The sequence below is a fragment of the Candidatus Contendobacter odensis Run_B_J11 genome, from assembly GCF_000531125.1.
Lineage (GTDB): Bacteria > Pseudomonadota > Gammaproteobacteria > Competibacterales > Competibacteraceae > Contendibacter > Contendibacter odensensis.
Genome location: NZ_CBTK010000276.1, coordinates 1 through 21,660, shown reverse-complemented (window position 1 = coordinate 21,660; position 21,660 = coordinate 1). Strand labels below are relative to the sequence as shown.

Annotated in this window: 23 protein-coding genes and 1 riboswitch; of the genes, 17 read left to right on the top strand and 6 right to left on the bottom strand. The window is 58.8% G+C overall.

Annotated features, from left to right (window positions below; translation table 11 throughout):
- Together BN874_RS25850 and BN874_RS17110 are read right to left on the bottom strand one after the other, a co-directional pair.
- Positions 1–185: hypothetical protein (locus BN874_RS25850; protein ID WP_230314477.1), on the bottom strand; the 185-nt coding region annotated here is incomplete at its 3' end.
- A 59-nt stretch (positions 186–244) separates the two neighbouring features.
- Positions 245–2,062: a S8 family serine peptidase gene (locus BN874_RS17110; protein ID WP_230314476.1), complete on the bottom strand. Its 1,818-nt coding sequence runs from the start codon at positions 2,060–2,062 to the stop codon at positions 245–247.
- A 110-nt stretch (positions 2,063–2,172) separates the two neighbouring features.
- A riboswitch (cyclic di-GMP riboswitch) is annotated at positions 2,173–2,259 on the bottom strand.
- Positions 2,260–2,670: 411 nt separating this feature from the next.
- Between BN874_RS17110 and ndk the strand changes: the two genes are divergently transcribed.
- The 11 genes from ndk to BN874_RS17055 all read left to right on the top strand — a co-directional run bounded on the left by ndk (position 2,671) and on the right by BN874_RS17055 (position 14,701).
- On the top strand, positions 2,671–3,102 hold the full coding sequence (ndk, locus tag BN874_RS17105; RefSeq protein WP_034435490.1) for a nucleoside-diphosphate kinase: 432 nt from the start codon (positions 2,671–2,673) through the stop codon (positions 3,100–3,102).
- Complete coding sequence (gene rlmN, locus BN874_RS17100) at positions 3,095–4,228, top strand: dual-specificity RNA methyltransferase RlmN (RefSeq protein ID WP_051497983.1); 1,134 nt, start codon at positions 3,095–3,097, stop codon at positions 4,226–4,228. The genes ndk and rlmN overlap by 8 nt, the downstream gene beginning before the upstream one ends.
- A gap of 10 nt (positions 4,229–4,238) precedes the next feature.
- Positions 4,239–4,997, top strand: coding sequence for a type IV pilus biogenesis/stability protein PilW (pilW, locus tag BN874_RS17095; protein WP_034435489.1), 759 nt, complete (start codon positions 4,239–4,241; stop codon positions 4,995–4,997).
- Entirely contained in the window at positions 4,994–6,031 is a 1,038-nt protein-coding gene (locus BN874_RS26095; protein WP_034435488.1) for a RodZ domain-containing protein, read from the top strand. The genes pilW and BN874_RS26095 overlap by 4 nt, the downstream gene beginning before the upstream one ends.
- A 37-nt stretch (positions 6,032–6,068) precedes the next feature.
- The gene (hisS, locus tag BN874_RS17085) at positions 6,069–7,376 is read left to right on the top strand and encodes a histidine--tRNA ligase (RefSeq protein ID WP_034435487.1); all 1,308 of its coding nucleotides are present in this window, start codon (positions 6,069–6,071) and stop codon (positions 7,374–7,376) included.
- A 6-nt stretch (positions 7,377–7,382) separates the two neighbouring features.
- Positions 7,383–8,270: a YfgM family protein gene (locus BN874_RS26090; protein WP_051497982.1), complete on the top strand. Its 888-nt coding sequence runs from the start codon at positions 7,383–7,385 to the stop codon at positions 8,268–8,270.
- A gap of 2 nt (positions 8,271–8,272) precedes the next feature.
- On the top strand, positions 8,273–9,421 hold the full coding sequence (gene bamB, locus BN874_RS17075; RefSeq protein WP_230314475.1) for an outer membrane protein assembly factor BamB: 1,149 nt from the start codon (positions 8,273–8,275) through the stop codon (positions 9,419–9,421).
- A 67-nt stretch (positions 9,422–9,488) separates the two neighbouring features.
- A complete protein-coding gene (locus tag BN874_RS17070) occupies positions 9,489–10,124 on the top strand; it encodes a MarC family protein (RefSeq protein ID WP_034435484.1) in 636 nt (211 codons plus the stop codon).
- A complete protein-coding gene (locus BN874_RS17065; RefSeq protein ID WP_230314474.1) occupies positions 10,090–12,363 on the top strand; it encodes a primosomal protein N' in 2,274 nt (757 codons plus the stop codon). Before BN874_RS17070 ends, BN874_RS17065 begins: the two co-directional genes overlap by 35 nt.
- A 344-nt stretch (positions 12,364–12,707) precedes the next feature.
- The gene (locus tag BN874_RS17060; RefSeq protein WP_034435483.1) at positions 12,708–13,016 is read left to right on the top strand and encodes a DUF485 domain-containing protein; all 309 of its coding nucleotides are present in this window, start codon (positions 12,708–12,710) and stop codon (positions 13,014–13,016) included.
- Complete coding sequence (locus tag BN874_RS17055) at positions 13,013–14,701, top strand: cation acetate symporter (protein WP_051497980.1); 1,689 nt, start codon at positions 13,013–13,015, stop codon at positions 14,699–14,701. The genes BN874_RS17060 and BN874_RS17055 overlap by 4 nt, the downstream gene beginning before the upstream one ends.
- A 157-nt stretch (positions 14,702–14,858) precedes the next feature.
- On the opposite strand, the gene BN874_RS17050 is transcribed toward BN874_RS17055, so the two are convergent.
- Together BN874_RS17050 and BN874_RS17045 are read right to left on the bottom strand one after the other, a co-directional pair.
- Positions 14,859–15,188 carry a type II toxin-antitoxin system RelE/ParE family toxin gene (locus tag BN874_RS17050; protein ID WP_034435482.1) on the bottom strand — a complete coding sequence of 110 codons (330 nt, stop codon included), beginning with the start codon at positions 15,186–15,188 and terminating at the stop codon, positions 14,859–14,861.
- The gene (locus tag BN874_RS17045; RefSeq protein ID WP_034435481.1) at positions 15,188–15,460 is read right to left on the bottom strand and encodes a type II toxin-antitoxin system Phd/YefM family antitoxin; all 273 of its coding nucleotides are present in this window, start codon (positions 15,458–15,460) and stop codon (positions 15,188–15,190) included. The genes BN874_RS17050 and BN874_RS17045 overlap by 1 nt, the downstream gene beginning before the upstream one ends.
- Before the next feature lie 231 nt (positions 15,461–15,691).
- Here BN874_RS17045 and BN874_RS24735 point away from each other — a divergent pair, with 231 nt between their 5' ends.
- Complete coding sequence (locus BN874_RS24735; protein WP_154725000.1) at positions 15,692–15,847, top strand: hypothetical protein; 156 nt, start codon at positions 15,692–15,694, stop codon at positions 15,845–15,847.
- Here BN874_RS24735 and BN874_RS17035 read toward each other — a convergent pair.
- Complete coding sequence (locus tag BN874_RS17035) at positions 15,827–16,240, bottom strand: type II toxin-antitoxin system VapC family toxin (protein WP_034435479.1); 414 nt, start codon at positions 16,238–16,240, stop codon at positions 15,827–15,829. The two genes, BN874_RS24735 and BN874_RS17035, sit on opposite strands and share 21 nt — an antisense overlap.
- Positions 16,240–16,482 carry a type II toxin-antitoxin system Phd/YefM family antitoxin gene (locus BN874_RS17030; protein ID WP_034435477.1) on the bottom strand — a complete coding sequence of 81 codons (243 nt, stop codon included), beginning with the start codon at positions 16,480–16,482 and terminating at the stop codon, positions 16,240–16,242. The genes BN874_RS17035 and BN874_RS17030 overlap by 1 nt, the downstream gene beginning before the upstream one ends.
- Positions 16,483–16,519: 37 nt before the next feature.
- On the opposite strand from BN874_RS17030, the gene BN874_RS24730 reads away from it, so the two are divergent.
- From BN874_RS24730 to BN874_RS17010, 5 genes are all read left to right on the top strand, one after another.
- Positions 16,520–16,675 (top strand): hypothetical protein, encoded by a 156-nt coding sequence (locus BN874_RS24730; RefSeq protein ID WP_154724999.1) that lies wholly within the window; start codon positions 16,520–16,522, stop codon positions 16,673–16,675.
- Positions 16,659–18,488: a putative nucleotidyltransferase substrate binding domain-containing protein gene (locus BN874_RS17025; RefSeq protein ID WP_154724998.1), complete on the top strand. Its 1,830-nt coding sequence runs from the start codon at positions 16,659–16,661 to the stop codon at positions 18,486–18,488. The genes BN874_RS24730 and BN874_RS17025 overlap by 17 nt, the downstream gene beginning before the upstream one ends.
- 33 nt (positions 18,489–18,521) lie before the next feature.
- On the top strand, positions 18,522–20,306 hold the full coding sequence (gene argS / locus BN874_RS17020; protein ID WP_034435476.1) for an arginine--tRNA ligase: 1,785 nt from the start codon (positions 18,522–18,524) through the stop codon (positions 20,304–20,306).
- On the top strand, positions 20,303–20,752 hold the full coding sequence (locus BN874_RS17015) for a hypothetical protein (protein WP_034435474.1): 450 nt from the start codon (positions 20,303–20,305) through the stop codon (positions 20,750–20,752). The genes argS and BN874_RS17015 overlap by 4 nt, the downstream gene beginning before the upstream one ends.
- Before the next feature lie 74 nt (positions 20,753–20,826).
- A partial coding sequence (locus BN874_RS17010; protein WP_034435473.1) for an HDOD domain-containing protein occupies positions 20,827–21,660 on the top strand: 834 nt, incomplete at its 3' end.

The window sequence follows — 21,660 nt, the reverse complement described above, 5'->3', positions numbered from 1 at the left end:
ATGAGCTTACAGTGGGTTTCAAATTTATAAGCAATCACGGGAAAATTTACAGGAGGAAATTTTCTGACAACCCCCATCGTCTCAAGCCAGATCAGCCCCAGAAGCTCGCTACAGCTCGCAAAACCCACTGTAAAATTTTCTGACAACAAAAAACCAGCCTGAGAATTCAGGCTGGCTATGGGCAAAAACGCGGAGAACCGGGGATCGTGTGGCTCTCCGCCAAGCCGTAAACGAAGTAATCGAATTATTTCGTCACCTGGATCGCCGTACTGGATTTGTTACCGGCAGCATCTTCAGCCGTAGCACTGATGCTGTGTGCGCCCGCCGCGACTTTCTTGATGTTCCAACTGCATTTCAACGATGCGCTGCTGCTGATGCTCAACACCTGACCATCCACCGCGCAGGTGGTCTTGGTGACGGCTACGTTGTCGGAGGCATTGACGTTGATGGTGACATTCACGCCGCTGACTTTCGCGCCATTGACCGGATTGGAGATGCTCACCGTCGGCGGCGTCGCATCCACCGGATCAGGCACGTTGTCCACGGTCACGCTCACCGCTGACGACAAACCCTGATTACCGGCGGCATCGAAGGCATACGCCACCAGCGTCACATTACCCTCGGCATACTGAGTAGTATCCCAGCTAAACCCGAACGGCGCGGTGGAGTCGCTGGCCAGCTTCGTACCGTTGACATATAGCTCCACCCGCTCCACCCCAACGTTATCAGAAGCGTTGATGCCCACTGCGACCAGACCTTTGACTTTAGCGCTGCTGACGGGTGCCGTCATCGCTACCGTCGGCGCCTGAGTATCGGTAGACCGCGCCGTCAGCGCCGCCTGTACCGCCCGCCCGGCGTTGACCCGGCCATAACCGTAAACATCATCCCGACCCGCCGTGCCCAAATCGTCGGCGCTGCTCTTCAACGCGCTTTCCACATCAGCCGGCGATAATCCTGGATTGGCCGCCATCATCAACGCCACCACCCCGGCCGTCATCGGGCTGGAAAATGAAGTGCCGGACACCGCGCCATACCCGCCGCCGTTGGTAGTCGTCCAAATTCCCACTCCCGGCGCGGCGACATCCACATACGCACCATAATTCGACCAACTGGCTTTGTTATCACTGCTGTCGGTCGCCGACACCGAGATTATATAAGGGCTATCGGCATAGCCGGGATTAGTGCTGCTGTTGCCCGCCGCCACTACGGTCAGGCCACCCTTGCCCCGCAGATATTGGGCGGCGCTGGCGACGGATGAACTGCCGGTCACATCGTAGCTGATGTTAGCGACCCGCGCTCCATGATCAGCGGCCCAACTCAAGCCGCTGGCGATGCTACTAAAAGAGGCGCTACCGGTAGTGCTGTCATTGGTCACTCGCACCGGCATGATCAGCGCATTGCCCGCCACCCCGGCCACACCGAGGCCATTATTAGTAGCCGCCGCCGCAGTGCCGGCGACTTTGGTGCCGTGGCCGTAGATGTCAGCCGTATTCACAGTCCCATCTGCTGAGTTGTAGCCTGCTACCAGCCGGCCTGAAAATTCTGGATGCGCGGCGTATACCCCGGTATCCAAAATCGCCACGACGACCCCTGATCCGCTGCTGGTGTCCCAAGCAGTCGGAGCGGCAATCTTGGGCAAATGCCAAGCGCTCGAATAGTTGGGGTCATTAGGAGTGAGTGAAGCTTCAACCAACATGTCCTTTTCGGCGAACTTGACATGCGGATTATGCGACAGCGCCTGCACCACCGCGTCCTCGGCCTTGGCCGGCACTTCGATGATATGGACGCCCACCTGCTGAATCTTCGCCAGCCTCTTGCCGCCATGCGCCTTGAGAATCTTGTCCTGCTCGGCTTGCGGTAAACCGGCTTGGAACTGCACCAGTGCCCGACCTTCAGCCCAGCGCCCGCCGGTTTGCGCCTGCGCTGGTGACGCCAATCCGCCGGCGGTCAAGGCCAGCGCGACCGCTGAAACCAGCGAGAGTTGACGGAAAGTTTGGCGGGTATCTACCGAAGCGGCAGAAACAACGGCAAGGCTGGAACGGAATTCAGTGGCGGTCATCATGGTTGCGATCCCCTCAGTACCTATATAGTTGAGGCGCGCAAACCACCGAATCCTCTGCGGGGGACAGTCGCTAACATCTACTACGACCCCAAGGTCACGAAGCGGCTGTATCTGGCGATCCCGCCGTCATAGGGCTGAAGCCCCTTAGACCGGTGATTTTGCGCCGCCACCTTTCAGTGGCTTTGCCTTTTTCAGATAGGTTAATTAAAAGCAATGATTAGGCCATAATGGCCTTATTTTCAAATATATGACATATATTGCTTTTATTTGGCAATTTATAGGCAAAATACAGTCGCTTTTAACGAAAACCCTACGACAAATTAGGGTTCATATTGACAAAAAATGTCAATTTTGACTTAAAGAAAGCTAAAAATTTCAATTAGGCTTGGAAAACAGCAGAAGAAGTGGCACCGGCTTCCCGCCGCTGTTCAGTTCGCGGGCGGGGAGTCGGTGCCACCATTCAAACCGGATTGCTATTAACGCGATTCTGCGGCTGCGTTGCCGGGATCGCCCGAATATCGTTAAACTCCGCTAAACTCCAATCCGCCCGACATCCCGCCGTCGGATTCGCCTTCTCCTCCAATCCTAATGACTCCACGGAGCCTCGCATGACCCTGGAACACACCTTATCCATCATCAAGCCCGGCGCGGTCCGCCGGAATATCATCGGCCAGATTATTGGTCGCTTCGAGAGTTCCGGCTTGCGCGTCGCTGCGGCTCGGATGCTTCGGCTGAGCCAAGAGCAGGCCGAACAATTCTATGCCGTCCATCGCGAGCGCCCGTTTTATGCTGAACTGGTGGCCTATATGACCGAAAGCCCCATCCTGGTGATGGTGCTGGAAGGTGAGGACGCTATCGCCCGAAACCGGGCGATTATGGGATCCACCGATCCCCAAAAAGCCACGCCCGGCACGATTCGCTTCGACCTGGGCAAAAACACCACCCGCAACACCGTACACGGCTCCGATGCACCAGAAACGGCCGCAGCCGAAATCGCCTTTTTCTTTAAGCCCGACGATATTTGTCCGCGTCATGAGTGAACTGGCCAACGGCCCAGTTGCCCTTCCAGAGATCGGCAAGGTGAATCTGCTCGATCTGGATCGCCGCGATCTGGAGGCGTTCTTCGCCGCGCTGGGCGAAAAACCCTTCCGCGCCACCCAGATCATGAAGTGGATTTACCACGAGCGGGTTACCGACTTCGCCGCGATGAGCAATCTGAGCAAAGCGCTGCGGGAACGGCTGGCCGCTTGCGCCGAAATCCGCCTGCCCGAAGTGATTCTTGACCAGGCTTCGCGCGACGGTTCGCACAAGTGGCTGATCCGGCTGGACAGCGGCAACAGCATTGAAACCGTGTTTATCCCGGAACCGGATCGCGGCACCCTGTGCATCTCCTCACAGATCGGCTGCCCACTGGATTGCTCGTTTTGCGCCACCGCGCAACAAGGCTTTAACCGCAATCTCACCGTCGCCGAAATCATCGGCCAGGTCTGGCAAGCCAGCCGCCTGCTGGGCGATGTCCGCAACGGCAATCGCATCATCACCAACATCGTGCTGATGGGCATGGGTGAACCGCTGCTGAATTTTGAGCGCGTGGTCAAGGCCACTGACCTGATGCAGGACGATCTCGGCTTCGGTATTTCCAAGCGCCGCGTCACCCTGAGTACTGCGGGCGTCGTCCCGGCGCTGTACCGGTTGCGCGAGGCATCCGAGGTCAGCCTGGCGGTCTCGCTGCATGCGCCCAGCGATGAATTGCGCAATCAACTGGTGCCGCTCAACCGCAAGTATCCGATTGCTGAATTGCTGGCCGCCTGCCGGCATTACATCGCTGATAAGCCGCATCGCCGGATCACCTGGGAATATGTGCTGCTGGATGGCATCAACGATTCTGTAAGCCATGCTCATGCGCTGGCGGCGCTGATCAAACCCATCCCGTCCAAGGTCAACCTGATTCCGTTCAATCCCTTTCCGGGAACTCACTACCAGCGCTCCGGTGCCGCCGCTATCGCCCGCTTCCATGCAGTGCTGATGGCCCACGATCTGACTGTGGTCACCCGCAAAACTCGAGGTGATGACATCGCCGCCGCCTGCGGCCAACTGGCCGGCCAGGTGCAAGCACGCGGGCGGCGACGGGTGCCGATCATGCCGGTCGCGCAGGTCGCTGGCTAGGACATCCACTATGCGGTTATCGGCTCAATTGACCACTTTGTCCCTGACGTTGCTGCTGGGGGCTTGCGCCGGTTCGCAAGAGCGGGAGTTCAAGGAAAATGTCGCTGAAGCCAATTTCAAACTGGGCATCGGCTACATGCAATCAGGTCATTATGAAGTCGCCGCCGAAAAACTGCTCAAGTCACTGCAATTTGATGAGAGCAGTCCCGAGACCCACAACGCCATTGCCGTGCTCTATGAGGAAATGCGTGAGTACAGCCCCGCCGAAATTCACTTCAAGCGGGCCATTGAACTCAAGCCCGACTACACCTTGGCCAAACTAAACTATGCCCGTTTTCTTTGCACCCGCGAGCCGATTCGCACCGCCGAGGGCGAAGCCGAATTACAGAAGATGGTCGCTGATCCGGCCAACGCCGGCGCCAATGCTGCCGACGCTTATGCCGGTTTGGCAACCTGTGCCCGCAAGCGGAATGATCCTGCCCAGGCTGAAATCTGGCTGCGCAAGGCGCTGGAGCTTAACCCCAATAATACCAGCGCCCTGCTCGATCTGGCTGAACTCAGCCAGAACCAGAACCAGACCTTGCAGGCGCGCGCTTTCCTGCAACGCTACCATGCCCAAACCCGCCCTACGCCGCAGAGTCTGTGGCTGGGCATCGCTATCGAGCAGGCCAGCGATGGCGACCCGCAATTACGCCGGGAGTACGGTGTGCTACTGTTATCCCAGTTCCCCAATTCTGACGAAGCCCGCCGCCTGAAACAGTCGCCATGAGTATGAGCCACGAACCCTCCGCCGATTTCAACCCACCGACCGAATCCGCCACCCCGCGCGCCGAATCGCTGGGCGCCTGGCTGGCCTGTACTCGCGCCAGTCACGGTGCCGAACCCCGTGATGCGGCGCGTCGTCTCGGTCTGAACCCGATCTTGATCCAAGCTATCGAGAATGATGATTTCGAGCGCTTGGGACCGCCCGTGTTCGTTCGCGGCTATCTCAGCCGCTACGCCCGATTTCTGGAACTGCCGGAATCAGAGGTACTCGATCGCTATCGCCAGCAAGTGGACACTAGCCGAGAGCCTCCACCGCTAAAAGTCGTTCATCCGCGTCGCCGGCAGACTCAGGTTCGGGACTTGCGCGGCCTGCTTTATCTGCTGGTGGTCATCGGCGTCGGCTGGACCGCCGTGCAGAATTTAGGGGATCTGAACCCCAGCCGGCTGAGTGCGTGGTGGGCGAGCGGCCACCGGGATAGTGCGACCCAGCCGGCCAGCAGTCCGATGGCGGTCACTACGCAGACCCAGTACCCGTTCCAGCCTAAATCCGCAGAGACGACCAGCGAACCCACGCCTCCACCCCCCGCGCCCACTGCTAGCGAACCCGCGCCTGCGCCTCGCCCTGAACCCGATCCAGCGTCGGCCGTTGCGCAGTTGGCGCCGCCCGCTCCGGCGATCCGCCCTGAACCGGCGCCAGCAGTGTCCGCTGTTACCCTCGCCACTACCGCCACGGTTTCCGCCACGGTGGCGAATAATGGCGATAGTTCAGCGCTTGACGCTCGATCCGACGCCCGGCTGATGCTGCAATTCAGCGAAGACTGCTGGGTAGAGGTGAAAGACGCCCAAGGCAAGGTATTAGCCAATGGCCTGATGAAAGCCAATACCACCCACGCGATAGCAGGTCCGGCGCCGTTCACAGTGACTTTGGGCAACGCGCCCGCCGCTCGTATTGCCCTGGATGACCGGCTGGTGGATACAGCGATTTACCTGCCTCGGCGCGGTACGGTCAGCCGCTTTACGCTGACGCCTGCTCCCTGATTTTGCGTGCCCGCCCCGCGCTTTCGGATTTTCAGCCATGTCCAAGCCGTTTCAAGCCATCCGTGGCATGAATGACATCCTGCCCAGCGAATCAGCGCTGTGGCAGGGCCTCGAAGCCACGGTGCGCGAGGTACTCGCCGCCTATGATTACCACGAAATCCGTCTGCCGATTGTTGAGAGAACCGAACTGTTTGCCCGTTCGATTGGCGAGGTGACCGATATCGTCGAAAAGGAGATGTACACCTTCGCGGATCGCAACGATGAGAGTTTGAGCTTGCGCCCGGAAGGTACTGCGGGTTGCGTCCGCGCCTGCATCGAACATGGCCTGCTGCATCATCAGACCCAGCGGTTGTGGTATGCCGGGCCGATGTTCCGCTATGAAAAGCCGCAAAAAGGCCGTTACCGCCAATTTCACCAGGTCGGCGTCGAAGCCTACGGCATGGCCGGCCCGGATATTGACGCTGAGTTGATTTGCCTGACCGCACGGTTGTGGCGGCGGCTTGGTATCCGCGAGGTCACGCTGCAACTCAACTCGCTCGGCTCCAGCGCCGCCCGTGCGGCCTACCGCGAACGGTTGGTAGCCTATTTTGAAACCCGGCGCACCGAACTGGACGAGGACAGCCAGCGGCGGTTGCATACCAATCCGCTGCGCATTCTGGACACCAGGAACCCAGCGATGCGCGGGGTAGTAGCGGAAGCGCCGGTGTTGCTGGATCACCTCGATACGGAATCCCAAATTCATTTTGCCGAACTGCGGGCGCTGCTGGACAGCGCCGGCATCACCTACGAGATCAACCCGCGCCTGGTGCGCGGCCTGGATTATTACTGCAAAACGGTTTTTGAATGGGTGACCGATACCCTTGGCGCTCAAGGTACGATCTGCGCCGGCGGGCGCTACGATGGCCTGATCGAGCAATTAAGCGGTCCGGCGGTGCCGGGGATCGGTTTTGCGATGGGTCTGGAGCGGCTGGTCGCCATGCTGGTTGCGGCTGGCTATTCAGGCGCTGATCCGAATCCTCACGCTTACCTGATCATGGTCGGCGACGCTGCCCAGCGGCAGGGGTTGGTACTGGCGGAACAGTTGCGCGAGCAGTTGCCGCTGCGGCTGCGAATGAACTGTGGCGGCGGCGGCTTCAAGGCCCAGTTCCGCCGCGCCGATTACAGCGGTGCCCGCTTCGCACTCATCCTGGGCGAGGATGAGATCAAAGCCGGCACCGTCGCGATCAAGCCGCTGCGCGAAACGCAGGGCGAACAAGTCACTCTGTCACAGGATCAGGTTGCTGCCCATCTGCGCATGGCGCTGAATTCAACCCCATCGGTTTTAGAACGGGACGCCAGAGGATAGAACTCAATGGAACAATACACCGACGACGAGCGCGTCGAAGATCTCAGAAAGTGGTGGACGGAAAATGGCTCCAGCATCGTCATTGGCATCGTACTCGGCCTGATCGCGATCTTTGGCTGGCAATACTGGAGTTCCTACCGTAATGCCCAGGCGGAAAAAGCCTCACAGGCTTATGACGCTTTCGTCGCAGCGGTCGGCAAATCCGACGCTGGCTCGCGTGGACAAGCCCTGTTGACCGACTTCCCGAAATCGTCCTATGCGGTGCTGGCAGCGTTACGGCTGGCCAAGCTGGCGCTGGACAACGGCGATCCGGCGACTGCAATGCAACGGCTGGAATGGGTCATCGGCAACGCCAAACTCGACGAACTCAAGGACATTGCCCGGCTGCGGCTGGCGCAGGTGCAGTTCACCACCGGTCAGCTCACCGAGGCACAGAAGTTGTTGGATAGCGTGACTACCGCCAGCCTGACCGCCGAACGCGAGGCGTTGAAGGGCGATTTTTATCTGGCCGGCAACGACATCGCCAAGGCCAGAACGGCCTATGCCGCAGCGCTGGCTGCGAGCAGCGGCAATCGTTTGCTGCAACTCAAGCTCGATAATCTGGCCGCGCCAACCCCCGACTCGGTGGTTCCGGCGCCACCCGCTCCGCCGCCACCGGCTCCAGCGGAACCGGCTAAACCCGAACTTACCGAAGTCGCGCCGGTTCCGGTAACTTCCCGCGAAGCTGTGACTGAACCTGCGCCCGTGGCAGAGCCGGCATCAGCCACCGAACCGGCTCCGGCTCCGGCTCCGGATTTACCGGTCAGCCCTGCTGAACCGGTACCTGCGCCAATTATTGAGGATAGCGGCGCTACTCCGATTCTGGCCCCCGCTCCTGCTACATCAGGTCAATGATGATGATCCGCCGCGTATTTCTGCTATCTCTGCTGGTCCTGAATGCTGGTTGTAGCTGGTTCGGTGGTTCCGATAATTCGATTCCACCCGCTGAACTGAAATCCATCGCCCAACCAATGGGCGTCCGGCAGATCTGGGAAACCACGGTGGGGGCGGGCGCGGAAAAACAATTTATTCGCCTGACCCCAGCGCTGGCCGATGGACGGATTTACGCGGCCAGCCATGATGGTACGGTCATTGCCGTGGATGCGCTCAGCGGGCAACGATTGTGGCAAAGTGCGACCCAGTTGCCGATCTCCGGCGGAGTGGGCGTCAGCGAAACCGGACTGGTGCTGGTCGGCACCAGCAAAGGTCAGGTCGTCGCCTTGCGCCAGGCCGATGGTCAGGAGACCTGGCGAACCCAGGTCTCCAGTGAGGTGCTGGCTTCACCCCGCGCCAGCGGTGGCGTGGTGGTGGTTCGCACGATAGATGGAAAATTCACTGGCCTTGACGCCGGCACCGGTGAACGCCGTTGGATTTACGCTTACACCACTCCGGCGCTCAGTTTGCGCGGCAGTGCGCCGCCGCTATTGACTCGCGATCTGATCATCGCTGGGCTGGACACCGGCAAGCTGCTGGTGCTGTCTCTGGACAAGGGTCTGCCGGTCACGGAAAAAACCATTGCAGTGCCGCGCGGCCGCACCGAAATCGAGCGGCTGATCGACATTGACTCCGAACCCCGGATTTTTGGCGATACCCTTTACCTGGTCGCCTATCGCGGCAGTATTGCGGCTATTGACATGCGCAACGGCAACCTGGTGTGGAACCGTGAACTGTCCAGCTACGCCGGTCTCGACGTGGACGACCGGCAGGTTTACGTCAGTGATGACACCGATGCGGTGCTGGCGCTGGATCGCCGCAACGGCGGCACCCTGTGGAAGCAACCCGAACTGACCGGGCGTCGGCTGTCTGCTCCAGCGGCGACCGGTGAATACGTCGTGGTTGGCGACTTCGAGGGTTATCTACACTGGTTAAGCAAGGACAGCGGCAAAATCGTGGGCCGAGTCCGCGCCACCGGTAAAAGCATTGTCGCCCCGCCCCTCGCTGCCGGTGACCTGGTGTTCGTCCAAGGCCAAGGCGGATCGCTCGGTGCGTTCCGGGCGGGCGAATGAGTCGATTTCTCTCGCTTCTAGCCCTTCTTCCGCCGGTGAGAGAAGGGAGTGGACCTCGCCGACTGTCATGCTGGAATCCCTCATCACCATCTTTGTGACCTTCCTGGTGGTCATCGACCCGGTAGGGGTGGCGCCGATATTCGGAGCACTGACCCGGGGCGGTACTGACCGCTATCGCCGGCGCATGGCCCTCAAAAGCACCGGCATTGCCAGCCTGATCATGCTGTTGTTCCTGCTTACCGGCGATACGCTGCTGCGTTTTCTGGGCATTAGCCTGGCGGCGTTCCGGATCAGCGGCGGTGCTCTGCTGTTTCTGCTGGCGATTGACATGGTGTTTGCCCGACCCTCTGGCCTACGCTCTGCCACGGTGCGGGAACAGGAAGAGGCCCATTACAAGGAGGATATCTCAGTATTCCCGCTGGCGTTTCCGCTGCTGGCCGGTCCCGGCACACTGACTACCATCCTGCTGACTACCAGTGGCCTGCATCCCCAGGCACAGCCGCTGCTGTTTCTCGGTCTGCTGGCGGTGCTGCTGGCGGTGCTGCTGCTAACCCTGCTGTGTCTGTTGCTGGCACCGCAATTGATGAAGCTGTTGGGCGAAACTGGCGCCAACGTCATCGGCCGGCTGCTGGGGGTGATTCTGGCGGCCCTGGCGGTGCAATTCATGCTTGAAGGTCTGCGTACCGGCTTGCTCGGTGGTTGACGGTTGCGCTGCCGGGTCTGGCCCGATTCTGCGGATCGCGGTTCCATCCCCGCTTTACAAAACCTTTGATTATTTACCGCCGCTGGGCTGCGATCCCACGTTGTTGCAGCCGGGGATGCGAGTGCGGGTGCCGTTCGGGCGGCAGAATCGGGTGGGCTTTCTCATTGAAGTCGGCGGGGAGAGTGAGATTAATCCCGCTGCACTGCGTCAAGCACTGGCCATCCTCGATTACGATCCGATCCTGCCGGTTGATGTGCTGGCGCTGATCCAGTGGGCGCAGCGTTACTACCACCATCCGCTGGGTGAAGTGTTCGCGACCGCTTTGCCGGTGTTGTTGCGTCAGGGCGAACCGGCCCTTCTGCCCACCTTGTCACCGTTATGGCGTATTACGTCTGCGGGTCAGAGCGCGCTGACCGATACCGCCACCTTGCGCCGTGCTCCTACCCAGCGCCTGCTGCTGGATCATCTGGCGAGTTGTTCCGGGGGCGCTGAATCCGAAGATTTACGTCCGGTAGTCCGCAACAGTGCGGCTACGCTGCGGGCGCTGCGGGATAAAGGCTGGGTAGAAGCGGTGACGCCGGTTGATCCCGCGCATCCGGTGGTCTCGTCAGCTCTGGTCTCTTTGCCGCCCCCGGTGTTGAACCCGGCGCAGGCCGAGGTCATAACAACGGTCAGCGCTGCGCTGGATCGCTTTCAGGTCTTCCTGCTGGAAGGGGTCACCGGCAGCGGTAAAACCGAGGTTTATCTCCGGCTGATCGAAGCGGTACTGGCGCGGGGCCGACAAGCGCTGGTATTGACGCCGGAAATCGGTTTAACCCCGCAACTGCTGGCGCGGTTTCGGGAGCGGTTGCCGGGGCCACTGGCGGTGTTGCACTCCGGTTTGAATGACCGGGAGCGGTTGAACGCCTGGTTGCTGGCCCGCGCCGGGACCGCCAAGGTGGTTTTGGGCACCCGCTCGGCGGTGTTCGCGCCGCTGCGAGCGCCGGGCATCCTCATCGTGGACGAGGAGCATGATGCCTCGTTCAAACAGCAGCAGGGTTTCCGCTACCACGCCCGCGATCTGGCGGTGATTCGCGGCCACCAACTCGGCATTCCGGTGGTGCTGGGTTCAGCCACCCCGGCGCTGGAAAGCGTCCAGAACGCCCATAGCGACCGCTATCAGCTATTGCGCTTGCCCGATCGGGTGGGCGGCGGCGCTGAACCGCCGATCCTGATTCTGGATGTGCGACGCCAGCCCATGACCGAGGGATTGTCACAGCCTCTCCTGGAGCGGATGCGGTCGCATCTGGCCCGCGATGAGCAGGTGTTGCTGTTCCTCAACCGGCGTGGTTTTGCTCCAGTGCTGTTCTGCCATGAATGTGGCTGGATGAGCCAGTGCCCGCATTGTGACGCCCGGATGACCTTGCATTTGCGGCAACGCCGACTCGTCTGTCATCACTGCGGCGACAGCCGTCCGGTGGATCGGACCTGTCCGATTTGCGGCAGCGTGGATTTACGGGCGGTGGGTCACGGCACCGAGCGCCTGGAAACAGCCTTGCACCAGGAATTTTCCAGCGTGGGCATTGCCCGGATCGATCGCGACAGCACCCGCCGGCGCGGCAGCCTGGAAACGCTGCTGGCCGATATTCACCACGGCGACCGCCGCTTGCTGATTGGCACCCAAATACTGGCCAAGGGTCATCATTTTCCCAAGGTGACGCTGGTGGGGATTGTAGATGTCGATCAAGGACTGTACGGGGTTGATTTCCGCTCCAGCGAGCGCATGGCGCAATTGATTCTGCAAGTCGCCGGGCGGGCCGGTCGCGCCGAAAAACCGGGAATCGTGGTGATTCAGACTCACCACCCGGACCATCCACTGTTGCGGATTCTGGTGTCCGAAGGTTATCCGGCCTTCGCTACAGCCGCATTAGCAGAACGGCGGGCGGCTCTGTTCCCTCCGTTTGCCCATCAAGCCTTGCTCCGCGCCGAAGCTGTTGATCCAGAACGAGCTATGGGGTTTCTGCACACGGCACGGCGGCTGGCGGAACCGATGGCGGAGGGTCTGGAACTGCTGGGACCGGCCCCCGCGCCGATGGAACGCCGCGCCGGTCGTTATCGCGCCCATCTATTGCTGCAAGCGGCACGCCGCCAGGATTTGCACCGCTTCCTTAACCGCTGGATCGCGCAGTTGTGGGCGCAACAGGTCACCGACCGCACGGTCCGCTGGTCGCTGGATGTCGATCCCATAGAGCTTTATTGAGCAGAATTGGTGGGATCATCCGATCCGAAAATCCACAAATCCACGTTAAAAAAACGATTTAATTCATACGATTCGGTGAATGGTCACCGATGTCCAGCGAGACCACTAACGGTTGTTTTTGAAAATAACCCCATTGCTGACCTTTACTTGCCGAGAGATAAAGCTAGTATTTTCTATGCTCGCGATTCTTTCTCGCAGCCAAGCAACCACTGAAGGCAAGGTCGAGAATGAACCGCATCCGGGTAAACCACTAAAGCCATCCGGTTCGTCGGCAACCGGCTTTAGACCGCAAGCTCCGGTCCATTCGCGAGCACTTGTCATCCACCACCTATGGGAAATGAACGATGCAGCAAGACTTAGTTCACGCCATAAAAAGCAACCCCAAATACCACGAACTGGTATCGAAACGCACTAAGTTCGCTTGGACGTTGGCTATCGCCATGCTGGGGATCTACTACACCTTCATTCTGGTCATCGCTTTCGACAAACAGATTCTGGCGCAGCCGTTGTGGGCCGGATCGGTCACGACCGTCGGCATTCCGGTCGGTATCGCCGTGATTCTGAGCGCCTTTGCCCTGACGGGGATTTACGTCTTCCGCGCCAATTCCGAGTTCGACCGGCTGACCAGCGAAATCAAGGAGGAAGTGCTATGAGAGCCTGGTCACGGATTCTCTTTTCGGTTTTGGCTCTGACCGGCGCGACTGTTGCGTTTGCTGCCGGTGCCATCGACGGCGAGGTTAAAAAGGCGGCGGTCAATGTCCCCGCTATCGTGATGTTTTTGGCCTTCGTCGCCTTTACCCTGGGCATCACCTACTGGGCGGCGCAGCGCACCAAGACCGCCAAGGACTTTTACACCGCTGGCGGTGGCATCACCGGCTTCCAGAATGGTTTGGCGATTGCGGGCGACTATATGTCGGCGGCTTCCTTTCTGGGTATTTCCGGCCTGGTGTTCATCAACGGCTACGACGGCCTGATCTACTCAGTGGGCTGGCTGGTCGGCTGGCCGATCATCATGTTCCTGATGGCGGAACAGCTTCGTAATCTCGGCAAGTACACCTACGCCGACGTGGTCTCCTACCGCTTCCAGCGGGTGCCGATGCGCACCATGGCTGCGACCAGTTCGCTGGTGGTGGTGATCCTGTACCTGATCGGGCAAATGGTCGGCGCCGGCAAACTGATTCAGGTGTTGTTCGGGCTGGATTACGTCTACGCGGTCAGCATCGTTGGGGTGCTGATTATCATGTATGTGGTGTTCGGCGGGATGCTGGCGACTACCTGGGTGCAGATCATCAAGGCTTGTCTGCTGCTAACCGGCGCCACCATCATCGCCTTCGGCGCGCTGTACCTCGCTTCCGGCGGCACCTTCAGCCTCGAAGCCATGTTCAAGAAAGCGACGGAAATTCACGCTAAGAAGCAAGCGCTGATGAGTCCAGGATCAATGGTTAGCGATCCGATTGAGGCGATCTCGCTCGGTCTGGCGCTGATGTTCGGCACCGCCGGTTTGCCGCACATCCTGATGCGATTCTTCACGGTCAGCAACGCCACCGAAGCGCGTAAGTCGGTGTTCTACGCCACCGGCTTCATCGGCTATTTCTACATCCTGACTTTCCTGATCGGCTTTGGCGCTATCGTGCTGCTGATGCCGCCTGATTCGGGGTTCATGGTCGCCGATCCCAAGACCGGCATCCTGGCGCTCAGGGGCGGTCAGAACATGGCAGCGGTCAACCTGGCGGGGGCGGTGGGTGGCAACCTGCTGCTCGGCTTCATCTCGGCGGTAGCCTTCGCCACCATTCTGGCGGTGGTTTCCGGTCTGACTTTGGCCGGCGCCTCGGCGATTTCGCATGATCTGTACGCCAACGTGTTTGCGCACGGCAATGTGGACGAGTTGCAGGAAGTGCGGATTTCCAAGATGGCGACGGTGGCTTTGGGCGTTATCGCCATTCTGCTGGGCATCGCCTTCGAGAAGCAAAACATCGCTTTCATGGTTGGCCTGACCTTCTCGGTGGCGGCCAGCGCCAACTTCCCGCTGATTATCACTTCGATCTACTTCTCGAAGATGACGACCAAGGGCGCGCTGTTGGGCGGCTGGCTGGGTCTGATCAGCGCCTCGGTGTTCGTACTCCTCGGTCCGACGGTATGGAAGGACGTGATGGGTCACGAAACGGCGATCTTCCCCTACAAGAATCCGGCGCTGTTCTCGATGGCGATTGCCTTCCTGGGTATCTTTATCGGTTCGTTGCTGGATAGTAGCGAGCAAGGCAAGAACGAGTGCCTCTCGTTTGAAGCGCAGGATTTGCGTTGCCAGACTGGCATTGGTGCCGAGGGCGCGAGCCACTAAAGTAGTCATGTCGTGATGAAAAGCCCCCGTGCAGCGAGCGTTGCACGGGGGTTTTGCTTTCCGTCGTTTCCAGGAAGGCAGATCGGCCAGTTTCGGAACAATATACTGCTTGGCATGGTTGCGGACTTCAGTGAATGTTGCTTGTATCATGGCAATCTCAACTGGATCGAACCAGACGACGCTGGAGCAGCAGATTCAAATCGCGCCGTCCATCCACAATCAGATAGACATAAACGCAGTCGTTGATCACTCGATAGAGAATCCGGTAGGGCTTGAAAAAGGTTTCCCGATAATCTTGGATGCCGAGAGCAAGGAGTTCTTTCGGATAAGCGCCGCGTTCGGGCAATTCCGCCAGATTTTCGATTACGGCCTGGATTTGCCCCAGTACATAATCGGCCTTCTCGGTAGCGTCATGCGCAGCGATATAGTCATGGATTTCCGCTAAATCCAGCGCCGCGTCCTCCGTCAAGAGTATCCGGAACGTCATCAGACCTCCCGACGGGCGCGCAGATTCTCAAACACGGTCGTGGCCTCCTGCACCCGTCCCTCTTCAATCTGGCGGTTGCCCAGCGCGAGAATTTTGAGCAGCGCCAGGGTTTCCTGAGTCTGTTCATAGCTTTGCACATCCTGGATCACCACCTTGGCCTCGCCGTTCTGGGTGATGACCAGCGGTTCGCGCTGCTCAGTCAGTTGACGGATAATCTCGGCGGCATGAGCTTTGAGATAACTGATAGGCTTGATTTGGCTTGAGTATTTCATGTTGCCTCCGGGTGAATATGACTAAATATAGTCTGAATTAAGGTCAAATAGCAACGGCTTAGCTGAGTTGCACTCTTCTAGTCTGGCCGCTATCGGTAACCGTACCGGTTGCATTCCCCCTATGCTGCTATAGTTATTCTGCGTCTGCGGGGGCGTGCGCCCCGGCGTCAAGACTGTATAAAAAAATTTTATATTCATAGTGTTATAAAAATACCTAAGCGTCCTCGTCTGTTGCCGTTGGTTCTTCTGACCGTCACGCTTGGTGGTCTGCTGTTCCGGGTCGCGCACGCTGAGGTTTCCGCTGTCGGCTTGTTGCAGCAGATGATCGCTATCGTGGGTTGCGATCTGCTTCGATCCACCCGGAATTTACACCGCCTCAACCCGTAGCCCGGCGCGGGCAGCGGCGTTCCTCTGTCGCTGGTCAGCCGATACGAAAACATCGTCTTGCAACGCCACCGCGCTACCGATATGAATGGCGTCCATGCCGCGCAGGACATGGGTTTCGAGACTCGACACGGCCTGCGCTAATACCGCCGGAGTCAGGTCACAGACCGCGATGTCTTCGATGTCGCTCAGCAACAATGATTTCAACTGCTGATATTCCAGGTCAGTGATTTGGCCTTCCCGGCGCAACCGACAAAAGGCGGAAATGATCTCCGGCAGCGCAATGCCGGAAAGACCGACTTCTATGGCCCGGTCGCACCATTCCAGCACGGCGTCGGTGCCGGTTTCACTGACATAGCGCTTGACGAAGGCCGAGCTATCGAAAAAAACCCGCATCAGGTTTTCCCCACGGCAAGCCCCGCCTCGCGCTCCTCCAGAATCATGCGGCTGAGCGAAACGCCATCTAGGACAAGGGGTTGCGCTTTCCGTCGTTTCCAGGAAGGCAAATCGGCGAGTATCGGAACGATGTCGGCAATCGGTTTGCCATTGCGGAATACCCGCACCGCTTCACCCGCTTCGACCCTATCGAAATACTGTTTGGCGTGGTTGCGTACCTCAGTAAATGTCGCTTGTCTCATGGCACTCTCCAAAATGTACAGAATGATGTAATTATGGATGATTTTCAGTAACGAACTCAGCCGGCCGGCTCGCGATCACGCCGCCACCCCGGATTTATGTGAATCCTGCTACCATACCCTCACCCGGCATTTGCTGGTTGAGGGTATTTTCTTTGGCGCAACCGGACGAAACAGCCGTGACTACCCTGGATGATTTGGATCAACAAGCCTTGCTGGCTAGGCTGGCTCCGTTCAATCAACTGCCGGAACCGGAACTGGAACGCTTGGCTGCGACTCTGCGGATCGGCCAGTTCCAACCAGGTGAAATCCTGCTCGATGTCGGGGAGATGCCAGCCTGTCTGTACATCGTCATGGAAGGTGTAGTGCGCGAGCTGGATGTTGAAACGACCGTCGCACTCTATACTGCCGATGACGCTTTCGATGCCCGTGCACTGCTGGAAGGAAACAGTAAGCGCCGATTCGTGGTAGACGAACCGACCCGCTGCTTGCAGTTGCCGCGACCGCTGTTCCTGGATGTCGTCCAGACTTATCCGCAAGTGCTTAATTTCTACAGTCAAAAGATTTCCCAGCGACTGGCTGCCATGGGCGAAGCGGGTCAAAACCAGGAAATGGCCGCGTTCACCGTGGCCAAGATCCATGACGCCTATATTCATCCGCCGGTATTCGTGACCGCTGATACATCCATTCACCAAGCCGCGCTGGCGATGAAAGCGCATAAAATCAACTCGCTGTTGGTCAATCGTGACGACGAGATCGGGATTATCACTGCCACCGATCTGCGGGAGGCGGCCATCGTCCAGCGGCAATCGGTGGATGCGCCGGTCGGATCGCTGGCCAGCTATGAATTGATCGGCATGGCGCCGAACGACTTTTTGTTCAACGCCCTGCTGCGGATGACGCACCACAATATCAACCGGCTGGTGATCCGCGACGGCGGCGTTATTCATGGCATTCTCGAACAGATGGATCTGCTGAGTTATCTCTCCAATCACTCACACCTGATCGCGTTGCAGATCGAACGGGCTACCTCCAAGGATGACCTGAAGTGGGCCAGCCACGATCTGGTCAACGTCGTCCGCGACTTACATGCCAAGGGCATCAAAATTCGCTACATCATGCAACTGGTGTCGGAGCTGAACAAAAAGCTGCTGCGCAAGCTGTTCGACCTGCTGGCGCCGCCGGATCTGCTGGCTCATTCCTGCCTGCTGGTGCTGGGCAGCGAAGGCCGCGAAGAGCAGGTGTTAAAGACCGACCAGGACAATGCGCTGATCCTGCGCGATGGTTTCGACCACGGCGATCTGGAACGGATCACCGGGGAATTCACCAGCGGCCTGCTCGAATTTGGCTACCCGCGTTGCCCTGGCAACATCATGGTGTCGAACCCGTATTGGACTAAATCCGTTACGGCTTTCAAAGATGAACTGTTCCAGTGGATCGTTTACCCTAAACGCGATTCTTTTTTACAATTCGCCATTTTCTGCGACGCCACGGCGGTGACGGGCGATGAGAATCTGCTGAAGCACGTCAAGGATCGGATGTATCACCTGCTGAGCGACCACCAGTCCTTCTACAGCCAATTTGCCAAGGCCACAGTGGCGTTTGAAACCCCGTTGAGCTTCTTCACCAATTTCGTGCTGGAAAAAAATCGCGACGAACTGGACCTGAAAAAAGGCGGTATCTTTCCCATCGTCCATGGAGTTCGCAGTCTGGCGCTGGAATATCGGCTGCCGCAGACCAATACCGTGGATCGGATTACCGGATTAAGTCAGCGCAACCTGTTTCAACCGGCTTTTAGCAGCGAATTGATCGAGGCATTTACCTACATGTCCGCGCTGCGGGTCAAAGCCGGCCTGCAAAAAACCACCCAAGGTCTGCCGCAGGACAACTATCTAAATCCCAAGGAATTGAACAAGCTGGAGCGTGAACTGCTGCGCGACTCGTTCAAGATTGTTAACGAGTTCAAGAAATTCATCACCTATCATTTCAAACTCGGGATGATCAGTTGAGTTCATTGGCAGATCCCACCGAGAGGCGTTCCCTTGAAACTACATTTGCAGACCCTCCTCACCCAAGCGATCGACCGCTTGCGCCAAGACGGCTGGTTGCCTGGCGCGGTGCCAGTGGACATTCCGCTGGAACGTAGCCGCGACCGGACTCACGGCGATTTTGCCAGCAGCCTGGCGCTGTCCTTGGCGAAAATCGCCCGCTGCAAACCTCGCGACCTGGCCGAGCGTATGGTTGCAGCGTTGCCCGCCTCCGACCGCTTGGCTAAAGTTGAGATCGCCGGTCCCGGCTTTATCAACTTTTTTCTAACCCCTACGGCCTATCACGCCACCGTCGGCGAGATTCTCGAACGGGGCGATGCTTTTGGCCGCAGCGCGCTCGGCGGCGGGCGGCGGGTGCAGGTGGAGTTCGTCTCCGCCAATCCCACCGGCCCGCTGCATGTTGGTCACGGGCGCGGCGCGGCCTTTGGCGCGACCGTCGCCAATCTGCTGGAAGCGGTGGGTTATCAGGTTCACCGCGAGTATTACGTCAACGACGCCGGACGGCAGATGAACATTCTGGCCGCCAGCATCTGGCTGCGTTATCTGGAACATTGCGGCGAACCGATCCGGTTTCCCAGCAACGGCTATCGGGGTGAGTATGTGCGCACTATCGCCGCCCAACTCTATGCCGAACAGGGCAGCGCGTATGTAGTCCCGGCGGCGCGGGTGTTCGCGGACTTGCCGGCGGATGAAGTCCGCGATGAGGCGGGCAATCTGCTCGGCACCGGTGACAAGGAAATTTATATTGATGCTCTGGTGGAACGGGCCAAGGCACTGCTCGGCGATCATCACTACCGCTACCTGTTTGAGCGCGGGCTGAACACCATCCTCGATGATATTCGCGACGATTTACGGGAATTTGGGGTGGTGTACGACGAGTGGTATTCAGAGCGCACCCTGGAGGAACAGGGTGCGGTCAACCAGACCCTCCATCGGCTGCGTACCGCCGGCTATGTCTATGAAAAAGAAGGCGCGCTGTGGTTTCGCTCCAGCGCCTTTGGTGATGAGAAAGATCGAGTGGTGGAGCGCGACAACGGCCAGACCACCTATTTCGCCTCCGACATCGCCTATCATCTGGAGAAATTTGAGCGCGGCTTCGACTGGGTAATTGACGTGTGGGGCGCGGATCATCACGGCTATGTTCCACGAGTCAAGGCGGCTTTGCAGGCGTTGGGCGAGAATCCTGACCGGCTGGATGTACTCCTGGTGCAATTCGCCATTCTCTACCGCAACGGCGAGCGGGCACAGATGTCCACCCGTTCCGGCGAATTTGTCACTTTGCGCGAATTGCGTCAGGAGGTGGGCAATGATGCCGCCCGGTTCTTTTATGTGATGCGCAAGAGCGAACAACATCTGGACTTTGATCTTGATCTGGCGAAATCGCAGTCTAAAGATAACCCGGTGTACTATATTCAATATGCCTATGCCCGGGTGTGCAGTGTGCTACGGCAACTGCGGGAGAAGGGTTTTTCCCGCGATGAGCAGCGCGGCCTGGCCCATCTGTCCCAGTTGAGCGAACTGCACGAGGAAGCCTTGTTGGTGGCTTTGTCCCGTTATCCCGAAGTGGTCGAGGCGGCGGCCCTAAGCCACGAACCGCACCAACTGGCGCACTACTTGCGGGAGTTGGCCAATGCGTTCCACACCTATTACAACGAACACCGGGTACTGGTTCCTGATGATGCGCTACGCGACGCCCGGCTCAACCTGAGTCTGGCGACCCGCCAAGTGATTAAGAATGGTCTGAATTTGTTGGGTGTCTCAGCCCCGGAGGTTATGTGAGTATCCGCCGCGATTACAAACACACCGCGACCGGACGGCGTCGCAAGACGACGGTGCGTCGTCATGGCCTGCTGGTTGTCACGCTGATTTTGATGGGCCTGTTTGGCGGATTATTGGCCTACATCAAGGGTGGCAAAAACCCGTCAGCGCCAATCAGCGCTGTCCTCCCGGCCACTGCGCCAAATCACCCCTCCCGCGCCCCGGCCACACCGCCGCCACCGGCTGTGCCCGTCACCGTGGTGGAACCGGCACCGGTCAAACCCAAGTACGATTTCTATACCGAGTTGCCCAAACGGCAGATCGATATCCAGCGTGAGGACGCCAGCCCACGAAGCAGTCCTCAGCCGCCCCCGGTACGAACCCAGCCAGCGGGCGATCTATTGCGCAGGCCAGCGGTGCCGCACAAGGTCACGACGACACCCACGGTCGCTGTCAAAACCCCCTAAACATCCACTTTTTACCTGGGGATGGATTGCTTCTCTTCGCCTTATCGGTCGTTGCCGCGACCTGAGCCATCGCCATGAACCTTCCCGACTGTGTTCGGAATTACCTGGACGATCAGCAGGTTCCTTACCGACTGATCCCCATTCCATCAGGTGAAACCCTGATGCAGATCGCTGAGCGGCTCGATATCCCGGCCCGGCAGGTGGTACGCATTGTCCTGCTACGCGATGCGGCCGGGATAGTGATGATCGTGTTGCCTTGTAACTACATTCTGGATTTTTCCATACTTTGCCGGTTATTGCAGCGCGAACTCGCACCCCTGCACGGAGCAGAAACCGCTCGCTTTTTCCAAAATCATGGCTGCAAGGCGGGTTCTTATCCTCCCTTGCCGGCCGCATTCGGCGTACCTGCTTTGGTGGATAACAGTCTGGTCGCCATGACCGGCGACGAAGAAATTTATTTTGATGGCGGTAGCAGTGATGTACTGGTCGCGATGCGGGGATCCGATTTCCGCCGACTGCTTGTCCATGCGCGCTGGGAACACCTTGCAGTTCCGATGGATTATCTTGATTCCATGATGAGTCATCGGACGCTGACTCCCGACAATCTGGCCAGTTTCGCCAACCGTTACACCCCCGCCCGACTGCGCGAGAGTATTGAAAGCATCACGGATCTGCCGGTCATGCCGCAGACTGCGCAATACGTTCTGGCGCTACGAGCCAACCCGGACGCCACCGCCCGGGACATTCTCCGGATCGTCGAGCAGGATCCCAGCCTGGCCGCTCAAGTGGTGTATTGGGCGCGTTCCCCTTTGCATAGTTATCAAGGTCCGGTGGATTCGCTGAAAACGGCTATCGAACAGGTATTAGGGTTTGAAAACACGCTCAATCTGCTGCTCGGATCCAGCATG

Coding starts and splice junctions, on each gene's coding strand:
- pilW (WP_034435489.1), top strand. CDS start 4,239: ATGCGGTTATCGGCTCAATTGACCACTTTGTCCCTGACGTTGCTGCTG.
- BN874_RS24730 (WP_154724999.1), top strand. CDS start 16,520: ATGATTTTCAGTAACGAACTCAGCCGGCCGGCTCGCGATCACGCCGCC.
- ndk (WP_034435490.1), top strand. CDS start 2,671: ATGACCCTGGAACACACCTTATCCATCATCAAGCCCGGCGCGGTCCGC.
- BN874_RS26095 (WP_034435488.1), top strand. CDS start 4,994: ATGAGTATGAGCCACGAACCCTCCGCCGATTTCAACCCACCGACCGAA.
- BN874_RS17030 (WP_034435477.1), bottom strand. CDS start 16,482: ATGAGACAAGCGACATTTACTGAGGTACGCAACCACGCCAAACAGTAT.
- BN874_RS17035 (WP_034435479.1), bottom strand. CDS start 16,240: ATGCGGGTTTTTTTCGATAGCTCGGCCTTCGTCAAGCGCTATGTCAGT.
- BN874_RS17060 (WP_034435483.1), top strand. CDS start 12,708: ATGCAGCAAGACTTAGTTCACGCCATAAAAAGCAACCCCAAATACCAC.
- bamB (WP_230314475.1), top strand. CDS start 8,273: ATGATCCGCCGCGTATTTCTGCTATCTCTGCTGGTCCTGAATGCTGGT.
- hisS (WP_034435487.1), top strand. CDS start 6,069: ATGTCCAAGCCGTTTCAAGCCATCCGTGGCATGAATGACATCCTGCCC.
- BN874_RS17110 (WP_230314476.1), bottom strand. CDS start 2,062: ATGATGACCGCCACTGAATTCCGTTCCAGCCTTGCCGTTGTTTCTGCC.
- BN874_RS17045 (WP_034435481.1), bottom strand. CDS start 15,460: ATGAAATACTCAAGCCAAATCAAGCCTATCAGTTATCTCAAAGCTCAT.
- rlmN (WP_051497983.1), top strand. CDS start 3,095: ATGAGTGAACTGGCCAACGGCCCAGTTGCCCTTCCAGAGATCGGCAAG.
- BN874_RS17050 (WP_034435482.1), bottom strand. CDS start 15,188: ATGACGTTCCGGATACTCTTGACGGAGGACGCGGCGCTGGATTTAGCG.
- BN874_RS17070 (WP_034435484.1), top strand. CDS start 9,489: ATGCTGGAATCCCTCATCACCATCTTTGTGACCTTCCTGGTGGTCATC.
- BN874_RS26090 (WP_051497982.1), top strand. CDS start 7,383: ATGGAACAATACACCGACGACGAGCGCGTCGAAGATCTCAGAAAGTGG.
- BN874_RS17055 (WP_051497980.1), top strand. CDS start 13,013: ATGAGAGCCTGGTCACGGATTCTCTTTTCGGTTTTGGCTCTGACCGGC.